Annotated in this window: 20 protein-coding genes and 1 pseudogene; 11 read left to right on the forward strand and 10 right to left on the reverse strand. The window is 58.5% G+C overall.

Annotated features, from left to right (window positions below; all coding sequences use genetic code 11):
* Window positions 1-112: 112 nt before the first annotated feature.
* The 3 genes from ACP7CJ_RS18965 to ACP7CJ_RS18975 are packed head-to-tail and all read right to left on the reverse strand — an operon-like array spanning window position 113 to window position 3,144.
* Window positions 113-1,210 (reverse strand): DNA alkylation repair protein, encoded by a 1,098-nt coding sequence (locus ACP7CJ_RS18965; RefSeq protein WP_276197392.1) that lies wholly within the window; start codon window positions 1,208-1,210, stop codon window positions 113-115.
* A gap of 18 nt (window positions 1,211-1,228) precedes the next feature.
* Window positions 1,229-2,575 carry a glutamine synthetase family protein gene (locus ACP7CJ_RS18970; protein WP_276197393.1) on the reverse strand — a complete coding sequence of 449 codons (1,347 nt, stop codon included), beginning with the start codon at window positions 2,573-2,575 and terminating at the stop codon, window positions 1,229-1,231.
* A gap of 11 nt (window positions 2,576-2,586) precedes the next feature.
* Window positions 2,587-3,144 (reverse strand): helix-turn-helix domain-containing protein, encoded by a 558-nt coding sequence (locus tag ACP7CJ_RS18975; RefSeq protein WP_247398230.1) that lies wholly within the window; start codon window positions 3,142-3,144, stop codon window positions 2,587-2,589.
* 343 nt (window positions 3,145-3,487) lie between these two features.
* Here ACP7CJ_RS18975 and ACP7CJ_RS18980 point away from each other — a divergent pair, with 343 nt between their 5' ends.
* Window positions 3,488-3,796: an RcnB family protein gene (locus ACP7CJ_RS18980; RefSeq protein ID WP_247398232.1), complete on the forward strand. Its 309-nt coding sequence runs from the start codon at window positions 3,488-3,490 to the stop codon at window positions 3,794-3,796.
* A gap of 88 nt (window positions 3,797-3,884) precedes the next feature.
* Entirely contained in the window at window positions 3,885-5,078 is a 1,194-nt protein-coding gene (locus ACP7CJ_RS18985; RefSeq protein WP_276197394.1) for an MFS transporter, read from the forward strand.
* Here ACP7CJ_RS18985 and ACP7CJ_RS18990 read toward each other — a convergent pair.
* Together ACP7CJ_RS18990 and ACP7CJ_RS18995 are read right to left on the reverse strand one after the other, a co-directional pair.
* On the reverse strand, window positions 5,041-5,313 hold the full coding sequence (locus tag ACP7CJ_RS18990; protein WP_247398235.1) for a DUF1652 domain-containing protein: 273 nt from the start codon (window positions 5,311-5,313) through the stop codon (window positions 5,041-5,043). The two genes, ACP7CJ_RS18985 and ACP7CJ_RS18990, sit on opposite strands and share 38 nt — an antisense overlap.
* Before the next feature lie 130 nt (window positions 5,314-5,443).
* On the reverse strand, window positions 5,444-6,940 hold the full coding sequence (locus ACP7CJ_RS18995; RefSeq protein ID WP_276197395.1) for a helix-turn-helix transcriptional regulator: 1,497 nt from the start codon (window positions 6,938-6,940) through the stop codon (window positions 5,444-5,446).
* 167 nt (window positions 6,941-7,107) lie between these two features.
* Here ACP7CJ_RS18995 and ACP7CJ_RS19000 point away from each other — a divergent pair, with 167 nt between their 5' ends.
* Window positions 7,108-7,728 (forward strand): transglycosylase SLT domain-containing protein, encoded by a 621-nt coding sequence (locus tag ACP7CJ_RS19000; RefSeq protein WP_247398239.1) that lies wholly within the window; start codon window positions 7,108-7,110, stop codon window positions 7,726-7,728.
* A gap of 114 nt (window positions 7,729-7,842) precedes the next feature.
* The gene (locus ACP7CJ_RS19005) at window positions 7,843-8,094 is read left to right on the forward strand and encodes a hypothetical protein (RefSeq protein ID WP_247398241.1); all 252 of its coding nucleotides are present in this window, start codon (window positions 7,843-7,845) and stop codon (window positions 8,092-8,094) included.
* A gap of 237 nt (window positions 8,095-8,331) precedes the next feature.
* Here the strand turns inward: ACP7CJ_RS19005 and ACP7CJ_RS19010 are convergent, their stop codons facing one another.
* The 3 genes from ACP7CJ_RS19010 to ACP7CJ_RS19020 all read right to left on the reverse strand — a co-directional run bounded on the left by ACP7CJ_RS19010 (window position 8,332) and on the right by ACP7CJ_RS19020 (window position 12,474).
* Window positions 8,332-9,504, reverse strand: coding sequence for a hypothetical protein (locus tag ACP7CJ_RS19010; RefSeq protein WP_247398243.1), 1,173 nt, complete (start codon window positions 9,502-9,504; stop codon window positions 8,332-8,334).
* 14 nt (window positions 9,505-9,518) lie between these two features.
* Complete coding sequence (locus ACP7CJ_RS19015) at window positions 9,519-10,406, reverse strand: nitrilase family protein (protein ID WP_247398244.1); 888 nt, start codon at window positions 10,404-10,406, stop codon at window positions 9,519-9,521.
* Between the two features lie 118 nt (window positions 10,407-10,524).
* Entirely contained in the window at window positions 10,525-12,474 is a 1,950-nt protein-coding gene (locus tag ACP7CJ_RS19020; protein WP_426101043.1) for a flavin monoamine oxidase family protein, read from the reverse strand.
* 423 nt (window positions 12,475-12,897) lie between these two features.
* On the opposite strand from ACP7CJ_RS19020, the gene ACP7CJ_RS19025 reads away from it, so the two are divergent.
* The 7 genes from ACP7CJ_RS19025 to ACP7CJ_RS19055 all read left to right on the forward strand — a co-directional run bounded on the left by ACP7CJ_RS19025 (window position 12,898) and on the right by ACP7CJ_RS19055 (window position 22,984).
* Complete coding sequence (locus ACP7CJ_RS19025) at window positions 12,898-13,242, forward strand: FKBP-type peptidyl-prolyl cis-trans isomerase (protein ID WP_276197397.1); 345 nt, start codon at window positions 12,898-12,900, stop codon at window positions 13,240-13,242.
* Window positions 13,243-13,254: 12 nt separating this feature from the next.
* The gene (locus ACP7CJ_RS19030) at window positions 13,255-13,854 is read left to right on the forward strand and encodes a GNAT family N-acetyltransferase (protein ID WP_426101045.1); all 600 of its coding nucleotides are present in this window, start codon (window positions 13,255-13,257) and stop codon (window positions 13,852-13,854) included.
* A 521-nt stretch (window positions 13,855-14,375) separates the two neighbouring features.
* A complete protein-coding gene (mgtA, locus tag ACP7CJ_RS19035) occupies window positions 14,376-17,081 on the forward strand; it encodes a magnesium-translocating P-type ATPase (RefSeq protein WP_426101047.1) in 2,706 nt (901 codons plus the stop codon).
* 84 nt (window positions 17,082-17,165) lie between these two features.
* Window positions 17,166-17,882, forward strand: coding sequence for an MgtC/SapB family protein (locus ACP7CJ_RS19040; protein WP_276197400.1), 717 nt, complete (start codon window positions 17,166-17,168; stop codon window positions 17,880-17,882).
* A 300-nt stretch (window positions 17,883-18,182) separates the two neighbouring features.
* Complete coding sequence (locus tag ACP7CJ_RS19045; RefSeq protein ID WP_276197401.1) at window positions 18,183-18,809, forward strand: response regulator transcription factor; 627 nt, start codon at window positions 18,183-18,185, stop codon at window positions 18,807-18,809.
* 1 nt (window position 18,810) lies between these two features.
* Window positions 18,811-22,428 carry a transporter substrate-binding domain-containing protein gene (locus ACP7CJ_RS19050; protein WP_426101049.1) on the forward strand — a complete coding sequence of 1,206 codons (3,618 nt, stop codon included), beginning with the start codon at window positions 18,811-18,813 and terminating at the stop codon, window positions 22,426-22,428.
* Between the two features lie 133 nt (window positions 22,429-22,561).
* Window positions 22,562-22,984: a chemotaxis protein CheY gene (locus ACP7CJ_RS19055; protein WP_276197403.1), complete on the forward strand. Its 423-nt coding sequence runs from the start codon at window positions 22,562-22,564 to the stop codon at window positions 22,982-22,984.
* Here the strand turns inward: ACP7CJ_RS19055 and dkgB are convergent.
* A pseudogene (dkgB, locus tag ACP7CJ_RS19060) lies at window positions 22,981-23,097 on the reverse strand (2,5-didehydrogluconate reductase DkgB); the annotation flags it as partial. The gene ACP7CJ_RS19055 and the pseudogene dkgB overlap by 4 nt on opposite strands.
* Before the next feature lie 69 nt (window positions 23,098-23,166).
* The gene (locus ACP7CJ_RS19065; protein ID WP_426101051.1) at window positions 23,167-24,243 is read right to left on the reverse strand and encodes a 3-deoxy-7-phosphoheptulonate synthase; all 1,077 of its coding nucleotides are present in this window, start codon (window positions 24,241-24,243) and stop codon (window positions 23,167-23,169) included.
* Window positions 24,244-24,645 lie beyond the last annotated feature (402 nt).

A 24,645-nucleotide genomic window follows, 5' to 3' on the forward strand; every position in this document is an offset into this window, starting at 1 on the left:
CGAGGGGGCTTGCTCCCGATAGCAGTGTGTCAGCCAAAACATGCATGACTTCATCACCGCTATCGGGGCAAGCCCCCTCCCACATTGGATCTGTGGTGTTGCTTGAACCGAGTCAGTCGCGCAGTTCGAATTCCGCACTGCCCAACCGTTCCCCATTCACCAGCACATGCACCGCGTGCTTGCCGGGGTAGTGCTTGCGCGTGGTCAGTTCACGGATATGTTGTTCGCGGCTGATGCGCTGATGCTCGCCTGCGCCAAGGGTAAAGGCCTTGAGCTTGAACACTTTGGCCGCGCTGTGGCCGGCGCTTTTTACATAGTCGATGGCGTAGTCCACCACCAGTTTCTGTGGCGCAGCGGCGGTGGATTCGAGGCTGAAGGTCAGGTTGATCCGCTCCCCCAGTTTGATCACCGCCGGGGTGACGCGCAGGTGATGAATCTTGACCTCGGCCTTGGCTCCTGCGCCGATGATCGTCAGCGCGCGGGTGTTGCCTTGCTTGATCAAGCTGCGCAGCGCATGGCGCGCGATCCACGCAGTGTGCGGGTTATCCAGCGACCAGCCTTCGATCAGGCTGAGCACCCAATCGGGGTGGTCCTTGGTGATGTCGTTGAGGTGGTTGGCCACGGACTTGCGCACATACAGGCTGCTGTCGGCCTTGAGGCTGTCGAGGATCGACGCGCACAGCGCGGGGTTGGCCTGCACGTCGGCCAGGCGAAATGACCACGGCAGTCGCGGTCGCGAGCCTTCGCTGGCGAGGCGGCGCACGTGGTCGTTGTCATCCAGCGACCACTCTTGCATCACTGCCAGGGTGCGTTGGAAGTCGTGCAGCAAGAAGTGCCGGATCGCGAATTCGGAGGAACCAAAGGTCGTGAAGTATTTGAGTGCAGCCATGGAACGCTCGAAGTCATCCCGGCCATGACTCGCCACGTAGTGCGGCAGGAACAGGCTGACAAACCCGCTGTTCAAGCGCGGTGCGAGCGCATAGAGCAGCTTGAGGGTCTGCGGGTAGTCCAGCGGGATCACCGCATGCAGGCTGTCGCTGACCCGCGCCATGCGCTGCATCACCGACAACTCGGCCAGCCCGGCCTTGGCGTGCTTGAGAAACCCATTGGCGTCGAACGCCGGGTACACCGCCGTCATCTCGGTGGCGATGTGTTGCAGGCGTTCGAGGTTGAAGATTTCCTTGAGGGCCGGGGCGCTTTGGTCGGTCATCGGTGATTCCATGGGGGGTTAGAGAAACCAGCGGTATTCCCGCGTGTTGATCTCCTGTTGAAACGCCAAGTGGTCCTGGCGTTTGTTCTCGCAGTACACGTCGACAAATTCTGCGCCCAGCTTATCGCGCAATACCGCTTGATGTTGCATGGCGCGCACGGCCTCGAGCATTTCCAGGGGGAAGTCGCTGCCGCTGTTGCGGTCATCATTGAGTGGGGCGATGGGTTCGCGCTGGGCTTCAAGCCCGTGCTCCAACCCCGCTAGAATCGCCGCCAACACCAGATAGGGGTTGGCATCGGCGCTGGCCAGGCGGTGTTCGATGCGCAGGTTGCGCGGGTCGGATTCCGGGATGCGCACGCACGCATCGCGGTCTTCAAAGCCCCAGCTCGCACGGGTGGCCGCGTTGACCGTACCACCCAGGCGGCGGAAGGCGTTGTGGTTCGGCGAGAAGATCGGCATGCAGTGCGGCAGCAGCTCCAGGCAACCGGCGACGGCGTGGCGCAGGGGCTGCTGTTGATGGGCGGCGAGCAAGTTGTTGCCGGCGCCGTCGTACAGGCTGACATGCACGTGCATGCCGCTGCCGGGGAATTGCAGGTAGGGCTTGGCCATGAAGCTGGCGCGGTAGCCGTGTTTTAGCGCCACGCCACGGGTGCTGCGGCAGAACAGGGCGGCCCAGTCGGCGGCGCGCAGGCCATCGTCCAAGTGGCCGAAGTTGATCTCGAACTGGCCGGGGCCGAGTTCGGCGGTGATCACCGTGATGTCGATGCCTTGGTCCTTGGCGGTTTGTGCCATATCGTCGAGTACCTCGCTGAAGCGCGACAGTCGCTCGATATGCAGGTTGGGCTGGTCGTCGGCGTCCTCACTCAACGGGTCGCGGGCGAATTGCGGCAGGCCGTTGTCGAGCTTCTTGTCGAACAGGTAAAACTCCAGTTCGAAGGCCACCACCGGATGAATGCCCTTGTGGTGCAGGCGTTCCAGGACCTTGGCCAACACTTCTCGCGGTTCGAATTCGATAGGCGCTTGCGTGCCGTCCGAGGTGATCAGCATCTGGCCCAGTGGCTGCGATTCCCAGCTCACTGGTGTGAGCGTGCCCGGCACCAGGCGGCGGTTGGCGTCGGGGTCGCCGTCGTTGAAGCAGTAGTCACCGATCTTGAACAAGCCGCCCTGAACCCCCAGCAGTACGGCGTTCTGCGGCAGCTTCAACGGGCCGCCAGCGGCGACTTTTTCCAGCATCTCCACCGGGTAGCGCTTGCCGTAGAAATGCCCGGGGATGTCCAGGGCGATCAGGTCAACGTAACGCACGTCGGGGTGGTTCTGGCGAAAGCTCCGTACTTCGGCCAGCAGCGTGGAGGAATGGCTTTTCACGGGTGTAGCTCCTAGTTGTAAACCCACAGCACGCGGGCGGGCAGTTCGGTCAGGTTGGCGTAGCGGCAGCGGGCGAAACTGGCCAGGTGGAAACTGTCGCCTTGGCGCAGGGTGACCGAATCGGCTTCACCTTCCCGCCACAGCGTCAACTCACCCTCCAGTACAAAACCGGCCTGCTCGGCGCGGTCGCTCATGGTCTGCTCACCGCTGTTGGCGCCGGGGGCCAACAGGCTGTCGAGCATCGAAAATGCGCCGTTCATACTGGGGGAGACCAGGATGTCGGTGATGCCATTGGCGTAATACACCGTGCGCCGCTCGTTGGGGCGCGTCACCCAGTTGATGGCCTTGGGCTTGCTCAGGCTGTAGAAATAGGTGGTGGGCACGTCAAGGGCGTGGCTGATGGCGGTCAGGTCCGCCACGGTCGGGCGTGACAGGCCGCGTTCGACCTGAGACAGGAAGCCCACCGAACGCTCGATCTTTTGTGCCAATTGCGCGAGGGTGAGTTTCTTGTACTTGCGCAGGTCGTGGATCAGGATCGCGAGGGCTTCGAGTTCTTCTTGCTGGTTCATGAAATTTATTTCGTTAAATTTCATGAAAAATTACATGAATATTTTCACGATGGCAATGGGTGATGGCGTTGGGCAGCATTTATTCGCACTGGCGCAGGCGCTGCGGCGAACACCTTGTGGCGAGGGAGCTTGCTCCCGTTGGGCAGCGAAGCTGGCCTCATCCATTCATCGCGTTTGTCCGGGTGGTTCGGGGTCGGGCCTTTTGGAGCTGCTGCGCAGCCCAGCGGGAGCAAGCGCCCTCGCCACAGGGGGCGGGGGAAGCCAAGAGGTCGGCTTTGGGCTGAATGATTCCACACGACTGCGGTCGGAACCTGGGTACGCCTCATTACTTGAAGGAGCACCCATGAAGTCCAAATCCCTCGTCGCCTGCCTGCTGGTCGCTGCCAGCCTGTCCACCGCCAGCGTTGTCGTGCAGGCCGGTGATACCCCGCAGGAAACCGTGCAGCCTTCCAACATCAATGCCCGTGACTTGAAAGAGGGCGACCGTGCGCCGGATATGCTGATGCGCAAGGAGTTGGCGGTCAGTGACTGGAAAAAACGCGGCTTGAAGCAGCCCGAAGAGGACAGCCAATGGGCCCGTGTCGGCAATAGGTTTGTGCTGCTCAAAACCACCAACGGCACCATCCTCGAGATCACCCCGGTCACGCAATAATCCGCTGGAAACGCCTGCTTTTTTTCAGGTTCCTGGGGTAAGGTAACCGGCTGCAATGGTCGCGTTACCTTAATGGAATGAGAGCAGGATGCTTGCCACACTAAGACACTACCCCCGCACCGTGAACCTGTTGCTGTCCGCCACGTTGATGCTGACGCTGGCCAAGGCAATCACCTTTCCGTACCTGGTTATCTACCTCACCCGACACTTTGCCCTGGACATCATCCAGGTCGGCCTGGTGATCGGCAGTTCGCTGATCGTCGGATCGTTGCTCAGCGTGTACGGCGGGTTTCTCGTCGATCGCATCAGCAGCTATCGGTTGCTGCTGGGCTTGAGCGCGCTGTTTGTGGTGGGCTTTATCGGCACGCTGCTCGCGCAGAATATCTGGGCGTTCTATGGCTGCCTGATCTTGATCAACCTGGCTTACGCGGTCATCGATATTGCGATCAAAGCCGGCTTTGCCAGCCTCCTGCCGGAAGACGGGCGCAGTGAAGTGTTTTCCATCAAGTACACCCTGACCAATATCGGCTATGCGCTGGGACCGTTCTTTGGCGCGATGGTGGCCAAGCTGGATATCAGCTTGCCGTTTATGCTCTCGGCGCTGTTGGGGGCGGGGTTTTTCCTGGTGTACTGGCGCTGGGGCGATCGTGCGCTGGCCACTGTCGATACCACGCAAAAGCCGGTGTCGTTCCTAGCCGTCGGCCGCGTGCTGTTAAAGGATCGGCGGCTGGTGTGCTTCACCGTTGGCGGCTTGCTTAGTGCGGTGGTGTTCGGCCAGTTCACGGCTTATCTGTCGCAATATCTGGTGACCACCACCACTGCTGAATACACCTACAAGGTCATCAGCGCCGTGCTTACGACCAACGCGGTGTTGGTGATTGCCCTGCAATACGTGATCGGTCGCCGCATCTCGCACCGTTATCTGAGCCAGTGGCTGATCTTCGGCTTGAGCATGTTCATGCTGGGGTTGATCGGCTTTGCGCTGTCCACCAGCGTGCTGTGGTGGGTGCTGGCGATGGCGGTGTTTACCGTGGGGGAAATCGTCGTGTTTCCGGCCGAGTATATGTTTATCGACCGCATTGCCCCGGACCACCTGCGTGGCATGTATTACGGGGCGCAGAACCTGTCCAACCTCGGCGCCGCGCTGGGGCCGGTGCTGTGCGGGCTGGTGTTGTCCAGTCAGCCGGCTCCGTTCATGTTCTACATGCTGGGGGCGTTTATCATCGGTGGCGGGGTGTTCTATTTCATGGGTGCGAGGCTGAAGGCAAGTCATCCAGGGTGAGTTTGCCCAGGTGGTTGCTTTGCAACTCGTAGCGTAATTCTTCGACCATCTTGTCCACTTCTTGTGGGGTCTGCAGCTGTTTGTTGCTGATCCCTGTGACTACCAGGTCGACGCGGCCGGTTTCGGCGTCGAAGACTTTGAGGGTCAGCGAGGCGTCGCGGCACAAGGTGAATTCGCAGGTCAGCGGCGATAGGCCTTCTTCGATGCAATTTCGCAGTTGAGACAGGGTAAACATGCTAATTCCTTCCGGGTGTCGAGTAGGACGACACAGCCTCGAAACCCTGTGTCCACCTCCGGAAGGTTAAGCATTACACCGACATGCAATAAGGCGAATTCGCACTAGCCGCACTAGTGCATTTGCACGTTCAACGTTTGTTTTTAAGGCGCAATTCACCGGCGAACAGCCCGCGTTCACGGGCCCAGACGATCGCCGCACTGCGGCTATGCACCCCCAGTTTGGAATACACCGTGGCCACATGGTTGCGCACTGTGTTGGGCGCCAGCTTCAGGCGCGAGGCGATCTCTTTGTCGGCCAGGCCTTCGCAAATCAAACCCAGCACATCGCGCTCGCGCGCGGTGAGGTCGGTGAAGGCAATGCCCGGCACGTTGGGGCGGTTGACGCTTTTGGCGTTGGCCAGTTTTTCGATCAGGGTCTGGCTGAACCAGGAGGCGTCCTGCATCACTTCCTCGATGGCCGCCACCAGCTCCAGTTCCGAGCGTTTGCGTTCGGTGATGTTCATCAGTACCAGCAGGTAGCAGGGCACATCCTGGATGCTTACGGTATCGGCAGACACCACGCAGTCGATCACCTCATTGCCTTTCTTGCGCACCTTCAGATCCAGCCCGTCGAGGTTGCCGGCTTTTTTCAGGGTGGCGAACAACTGCGCGCAGGCCTGGGCGCTGTCGATGAAGTTGATGTCTTCGATGGCTTTGCCGATCAGCTCTTCGCTGGTGTAGCCTGTCATGTTCATGAAGGCTTCGTTGATATCCACCACTTGCTGGTTGGCGGCGCTGCACACCAGGGTCGGCACGGGCGAAAGGCGGAACGACTTGGCGAAGCGCTCCTCACTCTGGCGCAGGGCGATTTCCGCCTTGCGCCGAGGCTCCAGGTCGGTGAAGGAAAACAACATGCAGTCTTCCTCGTTCATGTCCAACGGCTGGCCGGCCACGATCACCAACTTGCTGCCGCCCTCGGGCAATCTCAATTCGGCCTGCATCTGCGGGATGGTTGCACCTTCGGCCAGGCGCTGGATGGCCAGGTCTTTGCGCTCGGCGTGTTCGAGTACGTCGAGTTCGTACACCGAACGGCCGATCACCTGGTCGCGGTTGAAGCCGGTCATCTCCAGAAAGCCCTGGTTGACCTTGATATAGCGCAGATCGCTGAGGCGGCAGATCACGGCGGGAGCGGGGTTGGCGTTGAACGTCTTCTCGAAGCGCTGCTCGGCGCTCGCCCATTCGGTGGCGTCGCTGAGGATCAACACCAGCAACTCCGGTTCACCGCGTGAATCGGTCAGCACCAGGCTGCGTAGGCGATGGACCCAACTGCGCTCACCGTCGCCGGTGGACGTGACTTCCACGACCACGTCGCTGAACTCTTCGCCGGCGGCCAAACGGCTGAGGGGGTAGCTGTCCAGCAACAGCGGGTGGTTATTGCGATAGCGCAAGGCGAACCGCTCGGCATACGCCTGATTGTTCGCGCCCAGGTGCTCGACCGCACTGACCCCGTGCATGCTCAGCGCCGCCTCGTTGGCCCAGAGGATGGTCTGGTCGACCTCGGCCAAGATCACCCCGTCGGACAACCCGGAGATGATCTGCTGCAATTGGCGGCGATTGGTTTCTTTGGCGAGGACGTCCTGGCTCATGGTTTCTCCGGGGAATGGGCACATGGGAGTTACGACACCCGGGCTTTGGGATAGTGCAGAGCAATTGTGCCGTGCGACCTGGCGCCCGTTGGCGAGGCTGTTTTTCCACCTGCCGCATTGAAGGCGTAAGATGCCGGCCTTTTTAGCGTATCCCGCAAAGGTGCATCTTGAGCGCAGGCAAAGCCGTCGGATTGTTAATACTCACTTCTCTACTGGCGGCCTGCGGCACCTCGCCGCCACGCACGCCCAACGACCTTTGCGGCATCTTTCGCGAAAAGGCGGACTGGTACGACGCCGCCCAAGTTACCCAAAAGCGCTGGGGTGTGCCGATCCAGTTACCGTTCGCCATCATGTACCAGGAGTCGGCCTTCCGGCAGGACGCCAAGGCCCCGCGTAACTACCTGTTGTGGATCATCCCCTGGGGCCGCGTCTCCACCGCCGCCGGCTACGCCCAGGCCAAGGATGAAGTGTGGAACGACTACCGCAAAAGCACCGGCCGCAGCGGTGCCAGTCGCCAGGACTTCGACGACGCCATCGACTTCGTCGGTTGGTACATGGACAAGACCTACACCCTCAACGGTGTGTACAAGTACGACGCCTACGGCCAATACCTGAATTACCACGAAGGCTGGGGCGGCTATCGCCAGCGCACCTACGCCGGCAAAGCCTGGCTACCTCCCGTGGCCAGCAAGGTGCAGGCCCGTTCGCAGTTGTATGCGCAGCAATATGCGGGCTGCAAGAATGACTTGGGGCGCGGGTTTTGGAGCCGGTTTTGGCATTGGTTGTGAGAGCGACACCCGGCAACTGGTACAGACCTGTGAACTCTGACAGTAGGCAAGATGCAGTGAGCTTCTTAAGCTGCTGCGTGTGCCCTCACGCATTGTTGAAGAAGGAAACTGACAATGAAAAAGTCTGAATTTAGCGCTTACCTTGATAAAGAGATTAATACTGCCCAGTGCCGTATCTCATCCAAGGACAGCAAATCCGATAAGGTCGATTCGGGCCGGGTGGAGTTTTTGACAGCGTTGAAGGATGTTGTCGATGGGAAGCCCCAGCCTAAAAATGTGGGCGTTGTCGGCGCCGTCAATGACGTATTGCAGACACTAGGTCTGCTCTCTCGCGACAAAACCTTACTATCCGGCCTTGAGCTTTGAGGCGGTGATTGCTTTTGTTGTGGTGAGGCAATCGTCCCTCATCACAACGCGTCCCCTTGGTTCAGCGCGGTTGCATGCACTCCGGCGAACGGTCGACCATCACACAGGCCATGTTCACCAAGTGCGGTACCGGAATGATTTGAGTACGGGAGGGGAAGCAGGTTTTGGCAATGATTATGAGGTGGAGTTTTTTGATCGTTCCCACGCTACATGAGGAATGTAGCATGGGGAAAATCTTTACTCTGAGGCTAACCAGCCCACCAGCGGTACCACCAATAGTGTGCTCATCGCCATTGCGATCACATTGCCTATGTAAGGATGAAAATGTGCGGGCAACCGCCCTGCAATTGCGCAGGCTAACGGCGGTGCGATCAATGCCCCCAGGAGTGCACTAGAGCCCATAACCATCCAGCTACCTCCATAAGTCAACACGGCGGCAGGAACCACTGACACCAATGGAACATAGGTCGGATACCAGCCCTTTTTGATCCACTGATATCGCCAGATCACCACACCGATTGCTGACGTCAATGCCTGCGCACCTATAAGGTTTATAAGCAAGCCTGATCCATAAGCCGGACTGATGGGATTCAGAGCATACGCCAGTAACACACCTGCCAGTAGCCCAAGACTAGCGAGTTCATTCCCGAAAAAAGGTGCTTCTGAAAAGTCCGCCAGCACCCGACGCAGGCTCCAGACCACACCATAGGTGGGCGGTTTGGCAGGCATTGGTTTGACTGGTGCTATGTAGTCCGAACGTACCAGCGAGGGCAGCCGACGACAAATTTCAAACGCGATGACGCTACCAGCGGCCATGCCGAGCACATTGCCGATCACCACAGGCAACCCGAACGGTGCGCAAACGAAGTTCACGATCAACAAGCACATTGGCGTCACCAGCAACGCCCCCAGCACTGCACCATTGAGCGTTACCTTCCAACCGCCGCCGAACATCAGCACCATCGCCGCCGGCAGTGAAACGAATGCTGCGAATGTCGGTTGCCATGTCCCGGCAGTTACGGTCCAACCCCACAGCAAGTTGCTCAGTAGCAGCCCCAACAACGAACTGGTCACGAGCCAAGGCCACAATCCTGTTCCGTAGGAAATGGAAAAGCCTTGCCACGATTTTCCGCGCTTGCTCGCCCACCAGGCCATGTATGCACCGCTTAGCAGGCCGAGAGAAGCAAGCTCATGTTTATAAAAGGCAACTTCGCTGATATCCCCCAGCACCCAGCGTAACCAGGCGGTAGAACTAGGCAGGCTCGCAACCATCTCGCTATATCCCGGCCAGGAACCCCGATGACTAATTGCAACCCAAAGCACCAGCAATATGCTGATAAACCCAAGTGTTAGAACCGTGATATCCGCGCGGGAACGCAGAGGTGATGTCTTGGCAAATAGAGTTTCCATGATGTGCCCTCCGGTTAGCGCGGTAGAGCAGGATGTTGCGAATATCCGAGCATCTGATCGTAGAGATCGTTGCGTCGGTCGCGATGCAGATCGTTAAGGTTGTTCCAGATTGGTGCGCTACGGGCGCTGGTGATATCGACGTCGGCAAACAGAATTTCCTGGTGGTCGGCCGAAGCCACTGCGCCGATTGGCCAGCCATTGGTCCCGGCAATTAACGAACATCCGAGGTAACGGGCACCCCGTTCTTCGCCAACGCGGCTGGCGGCAGCGATGAACACGTTGTTTACATGGGCGGCGGTCATCGTCAGGTATGACGCCATGCATTTGCCAGCCTCATCGAACAGCGGCGGCGGTGTCCACACCCAGTTGTTCAGGCTACAAATGATATCGGCGCCTTGCTGGCTGAGAATGCGCGGCACCTCTGGGAACCAAATGTCCCAGCAGATCAGTAGACCGATTCGACCGATCGGCGTTTCAAACACAGGGAAGCCTGTATCGCCAGGAGTGAACCAAAGCTTTTCTAAATTCCACAAATGAGCTTTGCGGTACTTGCCGATAAACCCACTGGGGCCGAGCAGCACGGCGGTATTGAACAACTGGCGATTGTCTATCTCGCTCAGACCGGCTACCAGGTACACCTGATGGCTGCAGGCAAAGTCTATCCAAGCCCGCACACTGACACCGTCTGGAACCGCCTCGGAGTGATCAAAGGCATCCTGACGACTGCTGAAAAAATATCCGCAATTGGAAAGCTCAGGCAGCACGATCAGAGTGGCACCGCCTTTTGCGGCTTCGGTGGCGAGTGCAAGACTTTGACGCAGATTATCGGCTCGATTTGCCATGCCAACCTGGGGGTCAAGTTGAATGACTGCGATGCGGGCGGGGCTTGTTGGTTCGCTCATGGATGTGACCTCTTATTGTTATGCAACCGGGGTGGTTGAATGTTTATAAGAGGCGATAAAATGTTTAATTGGAAGTCAGATGATTCTTGTTGTGTTGTAGTCCATCTCTCTGGCTTTGTTAGTTTTCGATTTGAAATTCAGGGTAGTCTTGCATGCTAAAGCCGCCATTAAATTTTGAGTGGGTTTTACTGCAGATATTGATCACTGCATCAATGGCGCACCTGAAGCAGGGTTCAGTCCAGCCTGCATCCACAGAGAAAGACTCGCCGGAAAAATAAAGCCCCGACTTGTGAGAAAAGTCTCTGTTGTATTTCATCAGGCTCACAGCGTCATAATAGGTGCCGGGCCGGTAAAGTTTCGCACAGCCAAGCGAGTTTTTGTCATTCATCCATCGTTGAACGACTGCCTGTTTCCGTCCTATATAGGGGGATATTTTTTGCCTTATGTTTGTTGACTTTAAGAGGATTCTGTCGAGCTCTTCTATGCATTTGTCGACAAGTTCGTTGTCGCTGAATAGCGATAGCTTTGTTGCGTCATCTTCCCAAGTGTAGCTGAGTAGGATGCAATCGTAAGCGCTATTGTCATTGTAGCGATAGGTGTAAACGTCATGTATGAAGCTGTCAGTTACTATGGCTTGAGGAATGGTGTTGTTATTTGAGAGAAAGGTTTTTTTAAGTGGGGCGTATACCTTGCAACTGGTTTCCCAGTGAGCGGTTTTATAGGCTGCTATTATTTCGAAAGGAAGTATTTCATGATTGAATCCCTCTAGTAAAATTTGTGTCTCTATCAGCCAGGATGGGAGCGTCACTATCACGGAGTCAAAGTCGATGAAATGCTTCTCCGTCATTTCTGGCAGTGAAGTGTTCCAGTCATAATGTACTCGTATTTTTCCATTGGTAAGCTTTTTTAGTTTTGTTACTGAACTATTGGTGATCAATCCAGATTCACGATTAACCAAATGCTCGTATAATGATTCGCGGGTCTCATTTGGCTTTATGAAAAGCAGAGATTCCGCCAAAGCGCCAAGTCCAATGTAATTTGGCTTGTTGAATTTAAGCCCTTTCGAATCCACGGTTTCTATTGCGTTCAAGTACGGTGAAGCTATGGGGGCACCATCCGCATTTACCCGTCCATGGATCAACTGTAGGTGACTGCTGAATCCAAATATAGCTGTGCGTAGTGGGTAAAGCGAGCAGACGTCATAGAATGCCCCCCAACTGCCATCTCCAATTCCGATGGAGTAAAAAACAGCAGACTCATCTGCAGTCATGCCCATCCCGCCGAAATGACCAGGGTCACCTTGATACCACGTATCTATGGTTGGCATTTTAACTAAATCACGAAATGAAATGCCTTCGTATTTTTTAACTATGGCTGACCACATACTTTCCCAGAGCTCAGTGCCATAGTGCTCGCTGACTTTCATGGTCATACGTTCGGCGAATGTTTTCCATTTTGCAAAAACTGCTCCTAGGGTATCGCCAGGCGGCGGAGTTTTTCCGTCGATATTTTTCCAGATCAGCATTGTTGGCTGGCTGTTTCCATCTATACTGCCTTCCCGCAGATATATTCCAGTTGATCGAACCGTAGGGCTACCAGGGTTTGGGAAATTTGAGTGAGTCAGATTAAATTCGCTAGCGTAATAGGCCATGAGTGAGCGCCCGTCTTTGGGTGACTCATTTGATTTGTTGAAAAAAGGCATCCTCATTGCACCCATTTCAAAAGGCGGCCTGCCAACAGTGCTGGTGTTATTGCTCCCGAGCGCTGTGAAATGTCTGCCACCAATGCGCGTTGATTTTTCGAGTAAAGTTATGTTTGTGAAACCACATCTATGTAGCTCCCGTGCGCTCGTTAAACCTGTAATGCCAGCACCTATGATGCCGATTTTATGATTGGTTTCAGTCGCTATGGCGACTCCATTTTTTTGCTCTACCAGGGTGCGATAGTCAAAGCATAAGTCTGGCGGGTTAGGGAATCTAGCTTTCCAGTGGTTAGTGCTGGATCGCTTGCCTCGTTGATGCTGTTGCGCTATATCCGCGGGATAGTTAAAGTCAGATCCTATGGTCATACTGTTTTCCCTATTCAGTGCTGATTGGTGTTCTATAGGTTGAGCTTGAATACTCGAGACAGGAAATAAGCAGAATGTGATTTTCGATTAGGGTGGTTCGCGGTCTTTCGTAGGTGCGAGTCAATCAACTAGGGCGATGTATGACGAACGACGATAATGGGACCTGCTCCCCCCCTCCAATGGAGGCTCTTGCTGGACGAACGGGACTGCATGTACTCCAGCGTTCGATTTATCGCCCCCCCCCCCGATTATGTTCACCGAGTGCGATCTCGAAATAGCGCCTGTGCGCGAGGTGCTGCCCAGCCGGCGGAAACGCCCCGCAGGTTAAAGAGAAATGTCATTGATCCGACGCTTCCTACACTTGCCAACCCCCGCTAATTCTGGGAAAACCCAGCCTTTGCGCAGTCAACGAGAGTCCCCCCCATGAGCGACGAACAACTCCAGATCACCGACATCCGCCCAGGCACCGGCAAGGCCGTGGTCAAGGGTGCGTTGATCACCACCCAATACACCGGCACCCTGGAAGACGGCACGGTGTTCGATTCGTCTTGGGAACGGGGCAAGCCGTTTCAGTGTGTGATTGGAACGGGCCGCGTGATCAAGGGCTGGGATCAGGGGTTAATGGGCATGCAAGTCGGCGGCGTGCGCACATTGTTCGTGCCGGCGCACCTGGCGTATGGCGAGCGCTCGATGGGCGTGCATATCAAGCCCAACAGCCCTTTGCGCTTTGAAATTGAATTGTTGGAAGTGCTGACGCGCGATGATTGAGGGCGACTGAACATGGACGTTGATTTGCACGCGTTACCTGGCTGTTCCATCGAGGGCGTCGCGGTGGTTGAGCTGCTGGACGCTGATGAAGCCGAGCTGCAGGTTTTTTTTGAACGGTCGCCGGGTTACTTCCTGGCGGTGAACGGTGAACCGGCCACGCCGACCGAAGCTCGCGAGGAATTACAGAGCCAGTTGCCGGCAGGCTGGTGTTGCAGCCGGATGTATTGGCTGGGCTATCGCGATAGCGAACACCAACTGGTTGGCGTGGTGAATATCGCGGCGGATTTGCTCGCGACCGGGGTGTGGCATATCGGCTTGTTGCTGGTGGATACGCGCCTGCATGGCAGCGGGCTGGCGCAGCGGCTGCATGCAGACCTCGAAGCGTGGGCCGTCACGCGGGGGGCCGAGTGGCTGCGCCTGACGGTGGTGGTTGGCAATCACAAGGCCGAGCGCTTCTGGCCCAAACTGGGCTATGTGCCAGTGCGTACTCGCGAGGGGATCAGGATGGGGCGGCAACTCAATACGGTGTCGATTCAGGTCAAGGCGCTGGCGGGTGGGCAGGTGCATGATTACTTGGTCCGGGTGCCGGGAGATCGGCCCGTTGCACCTTAGTTGCCGATATACCCATTCAACCTGTGGGAGGGGCGGTGCGACGACTCGACTTGCTCCCTCCCACATTTAAGCTTCGAAGGGCTTCAAGATAGGGGTTTCTGAACCCATCCTGAAGAATCCTCCTATTCATCATGTAGGTACTTTCCTGTGGTTTACTCTCCTGTAATCGGGGCGTAAGCTTCGCGCGTTTTCATCAATAGCGGAGACCCTCAGTGGGTACTTGTTCAAGTGACAGTTGTCGGCCGGTTTCGGTAACCGGCACAGACTTGGCAAGGTAACGCGCATTCTTTCGATGCCGTTGTCTCGCCAAACAGCGAGAAGCGGCATCCCGGCAGCGACCAGTTCTGGCGCCTGTCCTGATCCCCTCTCATCGACGCTGACCAGCACCTGATTCACCTCAGGCTGCTATGGACGCGCCTGCCTTTTTGCGGCAGGCGGGCCAGGCTGGCTGTGCCTTCTTAATTGGGCGCAGTGCCGTCGGCCGTACCTGCACGACGGTTTCCTCGCGCAGGAGTAACACCATGAACTTCACTCTGTTGAAAGAGTTCTTCGCCGGCTTCCTGCGGACCCGGCATATCGCCCGGCATTTCCGGCGCCTGGCACTGCTCGACAGCGTCACCGACGCCAGCGTCAGCCGCGAAGTCCCGCCGACCCTGGCGCAGACCCTGGTGGTCGCCGCCAACAGCAGCGCGGAGCAATTGCTGGGCACCCTGGGCAGTCATGCCGAAGGCTTGAACGCCCAGGAAGCCGACGCGCTACGGGAGCAATACGGCCTCAACGAAGTCGAGCATGAGCAGCCGCTGCCTTGGTGGGTCCACCTGTGGCACTGCTACAAAAACCCCTTCAACCTGCTGCTGACCTTGCTGGCGGTAATCTCCTGGCTGACCGAAGACATGAAGGCCGCCACGGTGATTTTTTCCATGGTGGTGCTGTCGACCCTGCTGCGGTTCTGGCAGGAGGCCAAGTCGAACAAGGCTGCCGACGCGCTCAAGGCCATGGTAAGCAACACCGCGACGGTGTTGCGTCGCGAGGCGGCCAAACCCATTGAACTGCCGATCAAGCAACTGGTGCCGGGCGACCTGGTCGTGCTGTCGGCCGGCGACATGATCCCCGCCGACTGCCGCGTGCTCAACGCCAAGGACCTGTTCGTCAGCCAGGCGGCAATGACCGGCGAATCGATGCCGGTGGAGAAGTTCGCCCAGCAGCAGGACGCCAAGACGCGCAACCCGCTGGACCTGGAAAACATCCTGTTCATGGGCACCAACGTGGTGTCCGGCGCGGCGACGGCGGTGATTCTGACCACCGGCAACAGCACCTATTTCGGCGCGCTGGCCCAGCGCGTCACCGCCACTGACCGTGCGACCACCTCGTTCCAGCATGGCGTCAACAAAGTCAGCTGGCTGCTGATCCGCTTCATGTTCGTGATGGCACCGCTGGTGCTGTTCATCAACGGTTTCACCAAGGGCGACTGGACCGAGGCGCTGCTGTTCGCGCTGTCGATTGCCGTGGGCCTGACCCCGGAAATGCTGCCGATGATCGTTACCTCGACGTTGGCCAAGGGCGCGGTGTTTCTGTCGCGCAAGAAGGTCATCGTCAAGCGCCTGGACGCGATCCAGAACTTCGGCGCCATGGACGTGCTGTGTACCGACAAGACCGGCACGCTGACCCAGGACAAGATTTTCCTGGCGCGCCATGTGGACGTGTGGGGCGAAGAATCCGACGACGTGCTGGAAATGGCCTACCTCAACAGTTACTACCAGACTGGCCTGAAAAACCTGCTGGACGTGGCGGTGCTGGAGCACGTGGAGGTGCATCGCGAGCTGAAAGTCGCCACCGCGTTCCAGAAGGTCGATGAGATTCCGTTCGACTTCAACCGTCGCCGGATGTCGGTGGTGGTGGCCGAGCAAGGCCAGCCGCACCTGTTGATCTGTAAAGGCGCGGTGGAGGAGATTCTGTCGGTGTGCGACCGGGTGCGCCACGGCGACACCAATGAAGCGCTGACCGATGAGTTGCTGGCGCGCATCCGCCAAGTGACCGCGGCCTTCAACGAAGAAGGCTTGCGGGTGGTCGCGGTCGCCGCGCAGCCGATGTCCGACGGGCGCGATACCTACAGCCTGGCAGATGAGAACAACCTGACCCTGATCGGTTACGTCGCCTTCCTCGATCCACCGAAGGAAAGCACCGCGCCTGCCCTCAAGGCCCTGAAAGCCCACGGTGTGACCGTCAAAGTGCTGACGGGCGATAACGAACTGGTCACCGCCAAGATCTGCCGCGAAGTGGGCCTGGAGCAGCAAGGCCTGCTGATGGGCAACGACATCGAGGACATGACCGACGCCGAGTTGGCCAAGGCCGTGGAAACCACCAATGTGTTCGCCAGGCTGACGCCGTCGCACAAGGAGCGCATCGTGCGCCTGCTCAAGGCCAACGGCCATGTGGTGGGCTTCATGGGTGACGGAATCAACGACGCACCGGCGCTGCGCACTGCCGATATCGGTATTTCAGTGGACAGCGCGGTGGACATCGCCAAGGAAGCGGCTGACATCATCCTGTTGGAAAAGAGCCTGATGATCCTAGAGGAGGGCGTGCTCGAAGGCCGGCGCACCTTCGCCAATATGCTCAAGTACATCAAAATGACCGCCAGCTCCAACTTCGGCAACGTGTTTTCGGTGTTGGTCGCCAGTGCGTTTATTCCGTTCCTGCCGATGCTGCCCATGCACCTGCTGGTGCAAAACCTGTTGTACGACATTTCGCAGATCGCGATTCCATTCGATCACGTCGATGAGGAAATGCTCGCCAAGCCGCAACGCTGGCAACCGGGGGATGTGGGCCGTTTCATGCTGTTCTTCGGGCCGATCAGTTCGATCTTCGACATCACCACGTTCGCACTCATGTGGTATGTGTTCGATGCCAACACGCCGGACCACCAGACCCTGTTCCAGTCGGGCTGGTTCGTGGTGGGGCTGCTGACCCAGACGCTGATCGTGCACATGATCCGCACCCCGAAAATCCCATTCCTGCAAAGCCGTGCGGCAATGCCGTTGATGGTGATGACGGGGGTGATCATGGCCGTGGGGATTTTCCTGCCGATGGGGCCGCTGGCGCACTACTTCAAACTGCAGGCGCTGCCGTCGCTGTACTTTGTGTTCCTGCCGGTGATTCTGTTGGGGTACATGGCGTTGACCCAGGCGGTGAAGGGCTACTACATCCGTAAGTTTGGCTGGCAATAACACGCTGTATCAAACGCACCTGGACCCGGCTCCCGGCGGGGCCAGGGGTGGTTTCAATTTGCCGCAGCATTCATGGAGTTTTTTATGCAGGCAATCAACAACATCAACCTCGACTCCCTGATCGATACCGTGGTCAGCCTTACTGCGGCGTTTATCCTCGGTGGCTTGATCGGCTTCGAGCGCCAGTACCGCCAGCGCACGGCGGGCTTGCGCACCAACGTGCTGGTCGCAGTCGGCGCGGCGATTTTCGTCGACATGGCCAACCGCCTGGGCGGCGCGGAAGGCGCGGTGCGGGTGGTCGCGTATGTGGTGTCGGGCATCGGCTTTCTGGGGGCGGGCGTGATCATGCGCGAAGAAGGCAATGTGCGCGGGCTCAACACCGCCGCCACCCTCTGGGCCTCGGCGGCGGTGGGCGCCTGTGCCGGTGCCGACCTGATCCTCGAAGCGCTGCTGGGCACGCTGTTTGTGCTGGCGGCCAACACGTTGCTGCGGCCGATCGTCAATAACATCAATCGTCAGCCGCTGGATGTGGTGTCAGCGGAGGTGACCAACATCCTCTATGTGATTGCACAGCGCAGCCAGCAACAGGCGGTCATGGTGTTGCTGGAAGCCGAGCTGGCGCGTAGCAACTACCCGGCCAGTGATGTCGATGTGCGACCGTTTGGCAGTGAAGAAGTGGAGATCGAAGCAACCCTGGTCGCCACGTCGGTGGACGGTGACGAACTGGACGCCCTGGTGGCGCGTATTTCCACCTCGAGTCTGGTGGTGCAGGCCTTCTGGAGCCCAAGTACCACCGACTGATCGACCCTTGCCAAGGCTAGCCCTGCCAAGGGTTGGCTATGCTCTAGAGAGGAAAAGTCCTACATGCAGTCAGGATTATCCCTTCACAAGAAACATCACCCCATTGCTAAGGTTGATCGCTGCGGCTTTGCGGCAGCGATGATATGGCTTCAAGTGTTCGTGGTGATTTTCAAAGGAAGGGACCAGGCACCCGCCTTCTGGCGATCTGAGGGGCAGTACCGTTCGTCGGAACTGTCAATTCTCACAGGTGGCTGGGTTCCGTGTGATGTGTCAGCGTACTTTGTCCTGTCAGGGGTTTTTATGAGCAAAGCGTTAATAGTGGATGACCACCCGTTTATCCGTGCCACTGTCAAATTTTTGTTGAAACAGGAAGGTTTTACTGAAATCGATGAGGCCGGTAATGGCGCGGATGCCGTGCAGAAGGCCCGGGAAGGGCGCCCGGACCTGGTGATTCTCGACCTGGCGATGCCCAAGTTGGGTGGTCTGGAGGTCATCAGTCGGATCAAGGCCTTGGGCCTGCCATGCAAGATCCTGGTGCTTACATCCTACTTGGCGGTGTTTTTTTCGACCCGTTGCATGCGGGCTGGCGCCATGGGGTTTGTCGCCAAGACCGGTGAGCTGGACGAGCTGCAAAAAGCAATCAAGGCCGTGATGTCCAACTACAGCTGCTTTCCCAGCCTGCCCACCAGTTCGGTGCGCCGCGATGATTTGCAAACGACCGAGTGCGAATTGGTGGCAGCCCTCTCGGATCGCGAGTTGACGGTGCTGCAGAAACTGGCCCTGGGCCTGGGCAACAAGGAAATCGCCGAAGACATGTTGCTGAGCCACAAAACCATCAGCACCTACAAGACTCGCCTCAAGGAGAAGTTGCGCATGTCGTCGGTGGTGCATTTATCCAAGTTCGCCCAGCGCAATCATCTGATCTGAAATGACCGCCACTGCGTTTAAGCGGTTCGCCGCGATCTTGTTGATGGGCCTGTTGCCCATGATCGCAGCGGCCGTCGATGAGTCACACGCACTGCGCTTGTTGGGGCACTCTCAGCTCGAAAACGCGAGCCTGATGCTGGATGAAACCGACTGGCGCTGGCTACGTGAGCGGCGCACGTTGGTGATGGGGGTGTCGGCGCCGGATTATGCGCCATTCGACCTGAGCAACAACAACGACGAGCTTGAAGGCATTACCGCCGATTATGCGGCGCTGGTGGCGCAGGCGTTGAATGTCACCGTCGAAGTGCGGCGCTACCAAACCCGCGATGAAGTGATTGAAGCGCTCAAGCAGGGCGCGGTGGATTTCGTTGGCTCGGCCAACGGCTATGAAGCCGCGGACTCGCAGTTGGTGTTGTCGCGTTCATACGCCAACGATCAACCCACCCTGGTCACCCGTATCGGCGACACCCAGGCCCTGAGCGCAGACTTGGCCGGCAAGCGCGTGGCCATGCTGTATCACTACATGCAGCCCGATGCCGTGCAGCAGTTCTACCCCCACGCGCAGTTGCAGCTATTTGCCTCGACCTTCGAAGCCATCGGTGCGGTGGCGTTCGGCCGGGCCGATGTCTACCTGGGGGATGCCATCAGCACCCGGTACCTGATCAACAAGAACCACCTCAATAACGTGCGTGTGGCAGATTTTTCCGGCCTGGAGGTCAACCCTTTCGGGTTCGCGTTCACCAAGGATAATGTTCGCCTGCGTAACATCGTCAACACAGCGTTGGCCACCGTGCCGTTCAACCAGCAGATGGATATTCTGCGGCGCTGGAGTGCTGGCGGCAGCGGTTACATGGAAGCGGAACGGCTGCGCCTGAGTGACAGTGAGCAGCGTTGGCTGGAGAAACACCCACGTGTGAAAGTGGCGGTGCTCGACAAGTTCGTGCCGTTGTCGTTTTTCAATGAGCAAGGGCAATTCGAAGGGTTGAGCTCCGAGGTGCTGTCGCGGATCAGCCTGCGCACGGGCCTGAAGTTCGATGTGGTGAAGGGCAGTTCGCTGCCTCGACAAATTGACGAGGTCAATGCTGGCCAGGCGGACATGTTGGCGGTGATTACCCCCAGCGTCGAGCGGACCGAGAAGCTGCGCTTCACCCGGCCTTACCTGTCCAGCCCCTATGTGTTGGTGGTTCGCGCCGAAGACGAGCGGCTGGTGACCCTGGAAGACTTGCCCGGAAAACGCCTGGCGTTCATTCGCAGCAACAGCCTGGGTGAGCAAATCGCGCGGGATTATCCCGGCATCGAGTTTGTCGACAGCGCGAACCCTGAGGCGGCCATGGAGCTGGTGGCCAATGGTGGGGCCGATGCGACCGTGATTTCGCTCATCAGTGCGCGCTATATGATCGCGCGTCATTACCGTGACCGCTTGCGTATGACCAGCACCGTCGGCACGGAGCCGGCGCGGATCACGTTTGGCGTCAACCGTAGCCAGTTGGAGTTGTATTCGATCCTCGACAAGGCGTTGTTGAGTATCACGCCTGAAGAGCTGGATGAGCTGACCAATCATTGGCGCAGCGAGATCATCATTGAAGACAGCTACTGGCTGCGCCATCGCAACGCAATCATCCAGGGCTTCAGTCTCGCCGCGGTGCTGTTGTTGATTACCCTGTGCTGGGCCTTTTACCTGCGCAGCCTGATTCGCAAGCGCGCCCAGGCCGAACGCGCGTTGAGCGATCAGATGCGCTTTATGAGCGTGTTGATCGACGGCACGCCTCACCCGATTTACGTGCGCGATCGCCAGGGGCGGTTGATGGCCTGCAACAATGCCTACCTCGATGTATTCGGTTTCAAGCTGGAAGACGTGATCGGCAAGACCGTGGTGGAAACCGACACCGGCAACCCGCCGCAAGCCCAGTCTTACCATGACGACTACCTGAAGTTGATGGCGCGGGGCGAGCCGCAGATTCATGACCGAATCCTCAGGGTGCCGGGGGGCGAAGTTCTCACGATTTACCATTGGATGCTGCCGTACCGCGACGGCGACGAGAAGGTCGTGGGCATGATTGCTGGCTGGGTGGATGTGAGTGAACGCCACCGCTTGCTGGGCCAGTTGCAGGAAGCCAAGGACGATGCCGACGCCGCCAACCGCGCCAAGACGACGTTCCTGGCCACTATGAGCCACGAGATCCGGACGCCGATGAACGCGGTGATCGGCATGATCGAGTTGGCGCTCAAAAGCGCCGAGCAAGGTCGGGCCGATCGCGATGCGCTGGAGGTGGCGTCGGTGGCATCGCGCGGCATGCTGGAATTGATCGGCGATATTCTGGATATCGCACGGATCGAATCCGGGCACCTGTCCCTGGCCCAGGAACCGGCCAACCTGCATGAGTTGCTGGCTTCGGTGGTGCGGGTATTTGAAGGACTCGCGCGAGCCAAGGGGTTGGCGCTGCGCGTGACGCTCGATCCGGCGCTTGATCGCCCGGTGCTGATCGATCCGCTGCGCTTCAAGCAGGTGGTCTCGAACTTGCTCAGCAATGCCATCAAGTTCACCAGCAAAGGCCAGGTGCAACTGGGCGCCCAGGGGGACGTTACAGAGGATCGACTGCTGCTCAGGTTGTGGGTGCAAGACACGGGCATGGGAATCAGTGCTCAGGATCAGCAGCGGCTGTTCAACCCGTTTATCCAGGGCAGCAACGCTGAACAGTCGGCCCGCAGCGGTTCAGGGCTGGGGCTGGTGATCAGCCGCAGTTTGTGCGAAATGATGGGTGGTCAGTTGCACCTGAGCAGTGTGCTGGGGCAGGGCACCCGAGTGGACGTGAGCGTGGCGCTGACGCTGGCGGCCGCGATGCCGGCGCCGGCTTCGGCACCTGTCCCGCACACCCCGCCGACGCGCGCGTTGAGTATCCTGGTGGTGGATGACTACCCGGCCAACCGTTTGCTGCTGGCTCGGCAATTGAGCTTCCTGGGGCATAGCATCACCACGGCGGAGGACGGTGTTCAGGGGCTGGCGCTGTGGCAGGCCGGGCACTTCGATGGGGTGATCACCGACTGCAATATGCCCCTGAAGGACGGTTACACATTGGCCCGGGATATTCGTACACAAGAGCGCGAGCGAGGCCTGGTGCCGTGCCTGCTGTTAGGGTTTACCGCCAATGCCCAACCCGAAGAAGCCGAGCGCTGCCGCCAGGCAGGCATGGACGGGTGCCTGTTCAAGCCTACCGGGCTCGAAGACTTGCGATCGGCCCTGGCCCCGCGCATGGCAAGCCCCTGCGAGCCGCAAGCCGAACCGACGTTTGATCTGGGGACGCTGATCATCCTGACGGGGGACGATCGCGCCGCGCTCAACGAATTGTTGATGCCGCTGCTCGACAGTCTGGAAGCCGATCACAGGCTATTGCCGTCGTTGCGACGCCAGGCCGACTTCGCCAAGTTGCATGACCTGGCACACCGCGCCAAAGGCGGTGCGCGGATGGTCAAGGCGCACGCGCTGATCACCTGTTGCGAAACCTTGGAGGGCGTGTGTGAACGGCACGACCTCCAGGCGCTGGGTGGGGCAGTTGAGGGCGTCGACCAGGCGATCAATGATTTGCATCACAGCCTGAGCGTTTATTGCAATCAGCCTTGACGCGGGGAGATGTCATTCGGTGGATTTGGGACAACTCCTACACGAAGGGGGAACATGCCTGATTTTGTCTGCGGGATATGTCTGGAAAATGGGCCGCTCTCACTCAACGAGCACTGCCTGCCAGGGGTTTGCCATGCCGAACAAAGCACTGACCATCCTGATTGCCGATGAACAGCACCTGCAACGGCTGTATATCGAAAAAATGCTCAACCGGTTGGGGTATCACCGGATTATGCCGGTGCAAACGTTTGAGGAGGTCCAGATCCTCACGGCGATCCCGGCTGAACCCTTTGACGTGCTGATCGTCAATGCTGGGTTGGTGGCCCATACCGGAGGGCCGCAGGCCCAGGTGCGCCACGTGCTGGTCTATGATCACCTGGACTTGGACGTACCCGTCGGCTCGATACCGCAGGTGCTGGTCCGCTTGCCCGGCGTACCGGATAACGTCAATCTTGAACACTTCATGGACATCATCGACCCACCCGAGGCCACCACTGGCCTGCGGGTATTGCCATGGCTGCGGGAGTTATCGCGCATGCCGGTGGCTGGGGTTTAGTCCCACTTCGGCGCTATACCTTTGGGGCTGGTCAGGCGCTGGCCCCGTTCCAGCCCGGCAATCTGCGCCATGTCGGCAGCGCTCAAGGTCAGATACACGGCTTTGAGGTTGCTTTACAGGTTGGCGCGCCACTGTGGCCGTCCGTTTTGCCCGCACTTTGCAGGCAAGCCGGTGCCCATTGCTCAGCCGATGGCATGTTCGCGCAAGCGTTTAGTCGCACTGCGCAACAACTGCTCGGTGCTGTCCCAGCCCAGGCAACCGTCGGTCACCGACACACCGTATTTCATCGCCGGGCCTAATGGCTGGCAGCCTTCGAACACGTGGCTTTCGAGCATCATGCCGATCAGCGAAGTGTCGCCCTGCAGGCGTTGTTCCAGCACTTCATTGAATACCGCCGGCTGACGCAGCGGGTCTTTGCCGCTGTTGGCGTGGCTGCAATCGACCATGATCCGCGCGGCTACCTTGGACTTGGCCAGGTCTTGTTTCACCTGGGCCACGCTCTGCGCATCGTAGTTCGGCCCACGGTGACCGCCGCGCAGCACCAGGTGCGTGTCGAGGTTGCCCGGGGTCTGGATGATCGCCGGGTGGCCCTGGCTGTCGACGCCGAAGTGCCGGTGCGGGTGGGACGCCGAGCGCATCGCATCGCAGGCAATGGCGACACCGCCGTCGGTGCCGTTCTTGAATCCGACGGGCATGCCCAGGCCGCTGGCCATTTCGCGGTGGATCTGCGACTCGGTGGTGCGCGCACCGATGGCGACCCAACTGAGCAGGTCTTCAAAGTAGCCGGCGGCCATGGGTTGTAGCAGCTCGGTGGCGACTGGCAGGCCCAGGCGTAGCATTTCGCGCATCAGTTCGCGGGACAGGCGCAGGCCAGCCGCCATGTCATCGCTGCCATCCAGGTGCGGGTCGTAGGCCAGACCTTTCCAGCCGATGGTGGTACGCGGTTTTTCGACGTAGGCGCGGATCACCAGCAGCATCTGGTCACTGACTTCCAACGCCAGTTTCTTCAGGTTGCGTGCGTACTCCATGGCCGATTCCGGGTCGTGGATCGAACACGGGCCAACGATCACCAGCAAACGTGAATCTTCGCCATTGAGGATGGCGCGCACGGCTTGGCGATGGGCGTGGATTTGTTCATTGAGGAATGGGCTGAGCGGCAACTGGTGCTTGAGCTCAAGGGCGCTGGGCAAGCGCAAGGTCATTGCTTCATTGGCGCTGGTCAGGGCAGAAACGGGCAAAGCGGCGACGGAGGAGTTCATCTTCAAGGCTTCCTGGGCAAGCGGCGGGCGATTCCCGCGCACTCTGCCCTACTGGGGTGTTCGACAATGGGCCGTAGTGGCTACGTGTGCTGGCTTGCCACCGATAGGTGACCGATCGGAGGCGGCAGGCTGTCCCGAGCGGAGCTTGCTAAATCGCCATGCGGTGCAGGTGTCGTAGCGGTAATAGGTGGCGTAGTTCATGTCGTGATTCCTTTAAATGTTCTTGATCAAACAAAGTGTTCAGGGCTGAAAAAGCAAAACCCCCGATCGGGGAGCCGACCGGGGGTTAGATTTCTCTGGTAGGCGACCCCTTGAGCAGTGGGCGCCGATTTCAGGTATCAGGCGCGCCAGTGGCTAAACCAATACCCAAAATAAAAGCTAATTCGTGCGCTCAAACCGTTC

Origin of the sequence: Pseudomonas sp. PSPC3-2, from assembly GCF_049897085.1 — a bacterium.
Taxonomy (GTDB): Bacteria; Pseudomonadota; Gammaproteobacteria; order Pseudomonadales; family Pseudomonadaceae; genus Aquipseudomonas; species Aquipseudomonas paraveronii.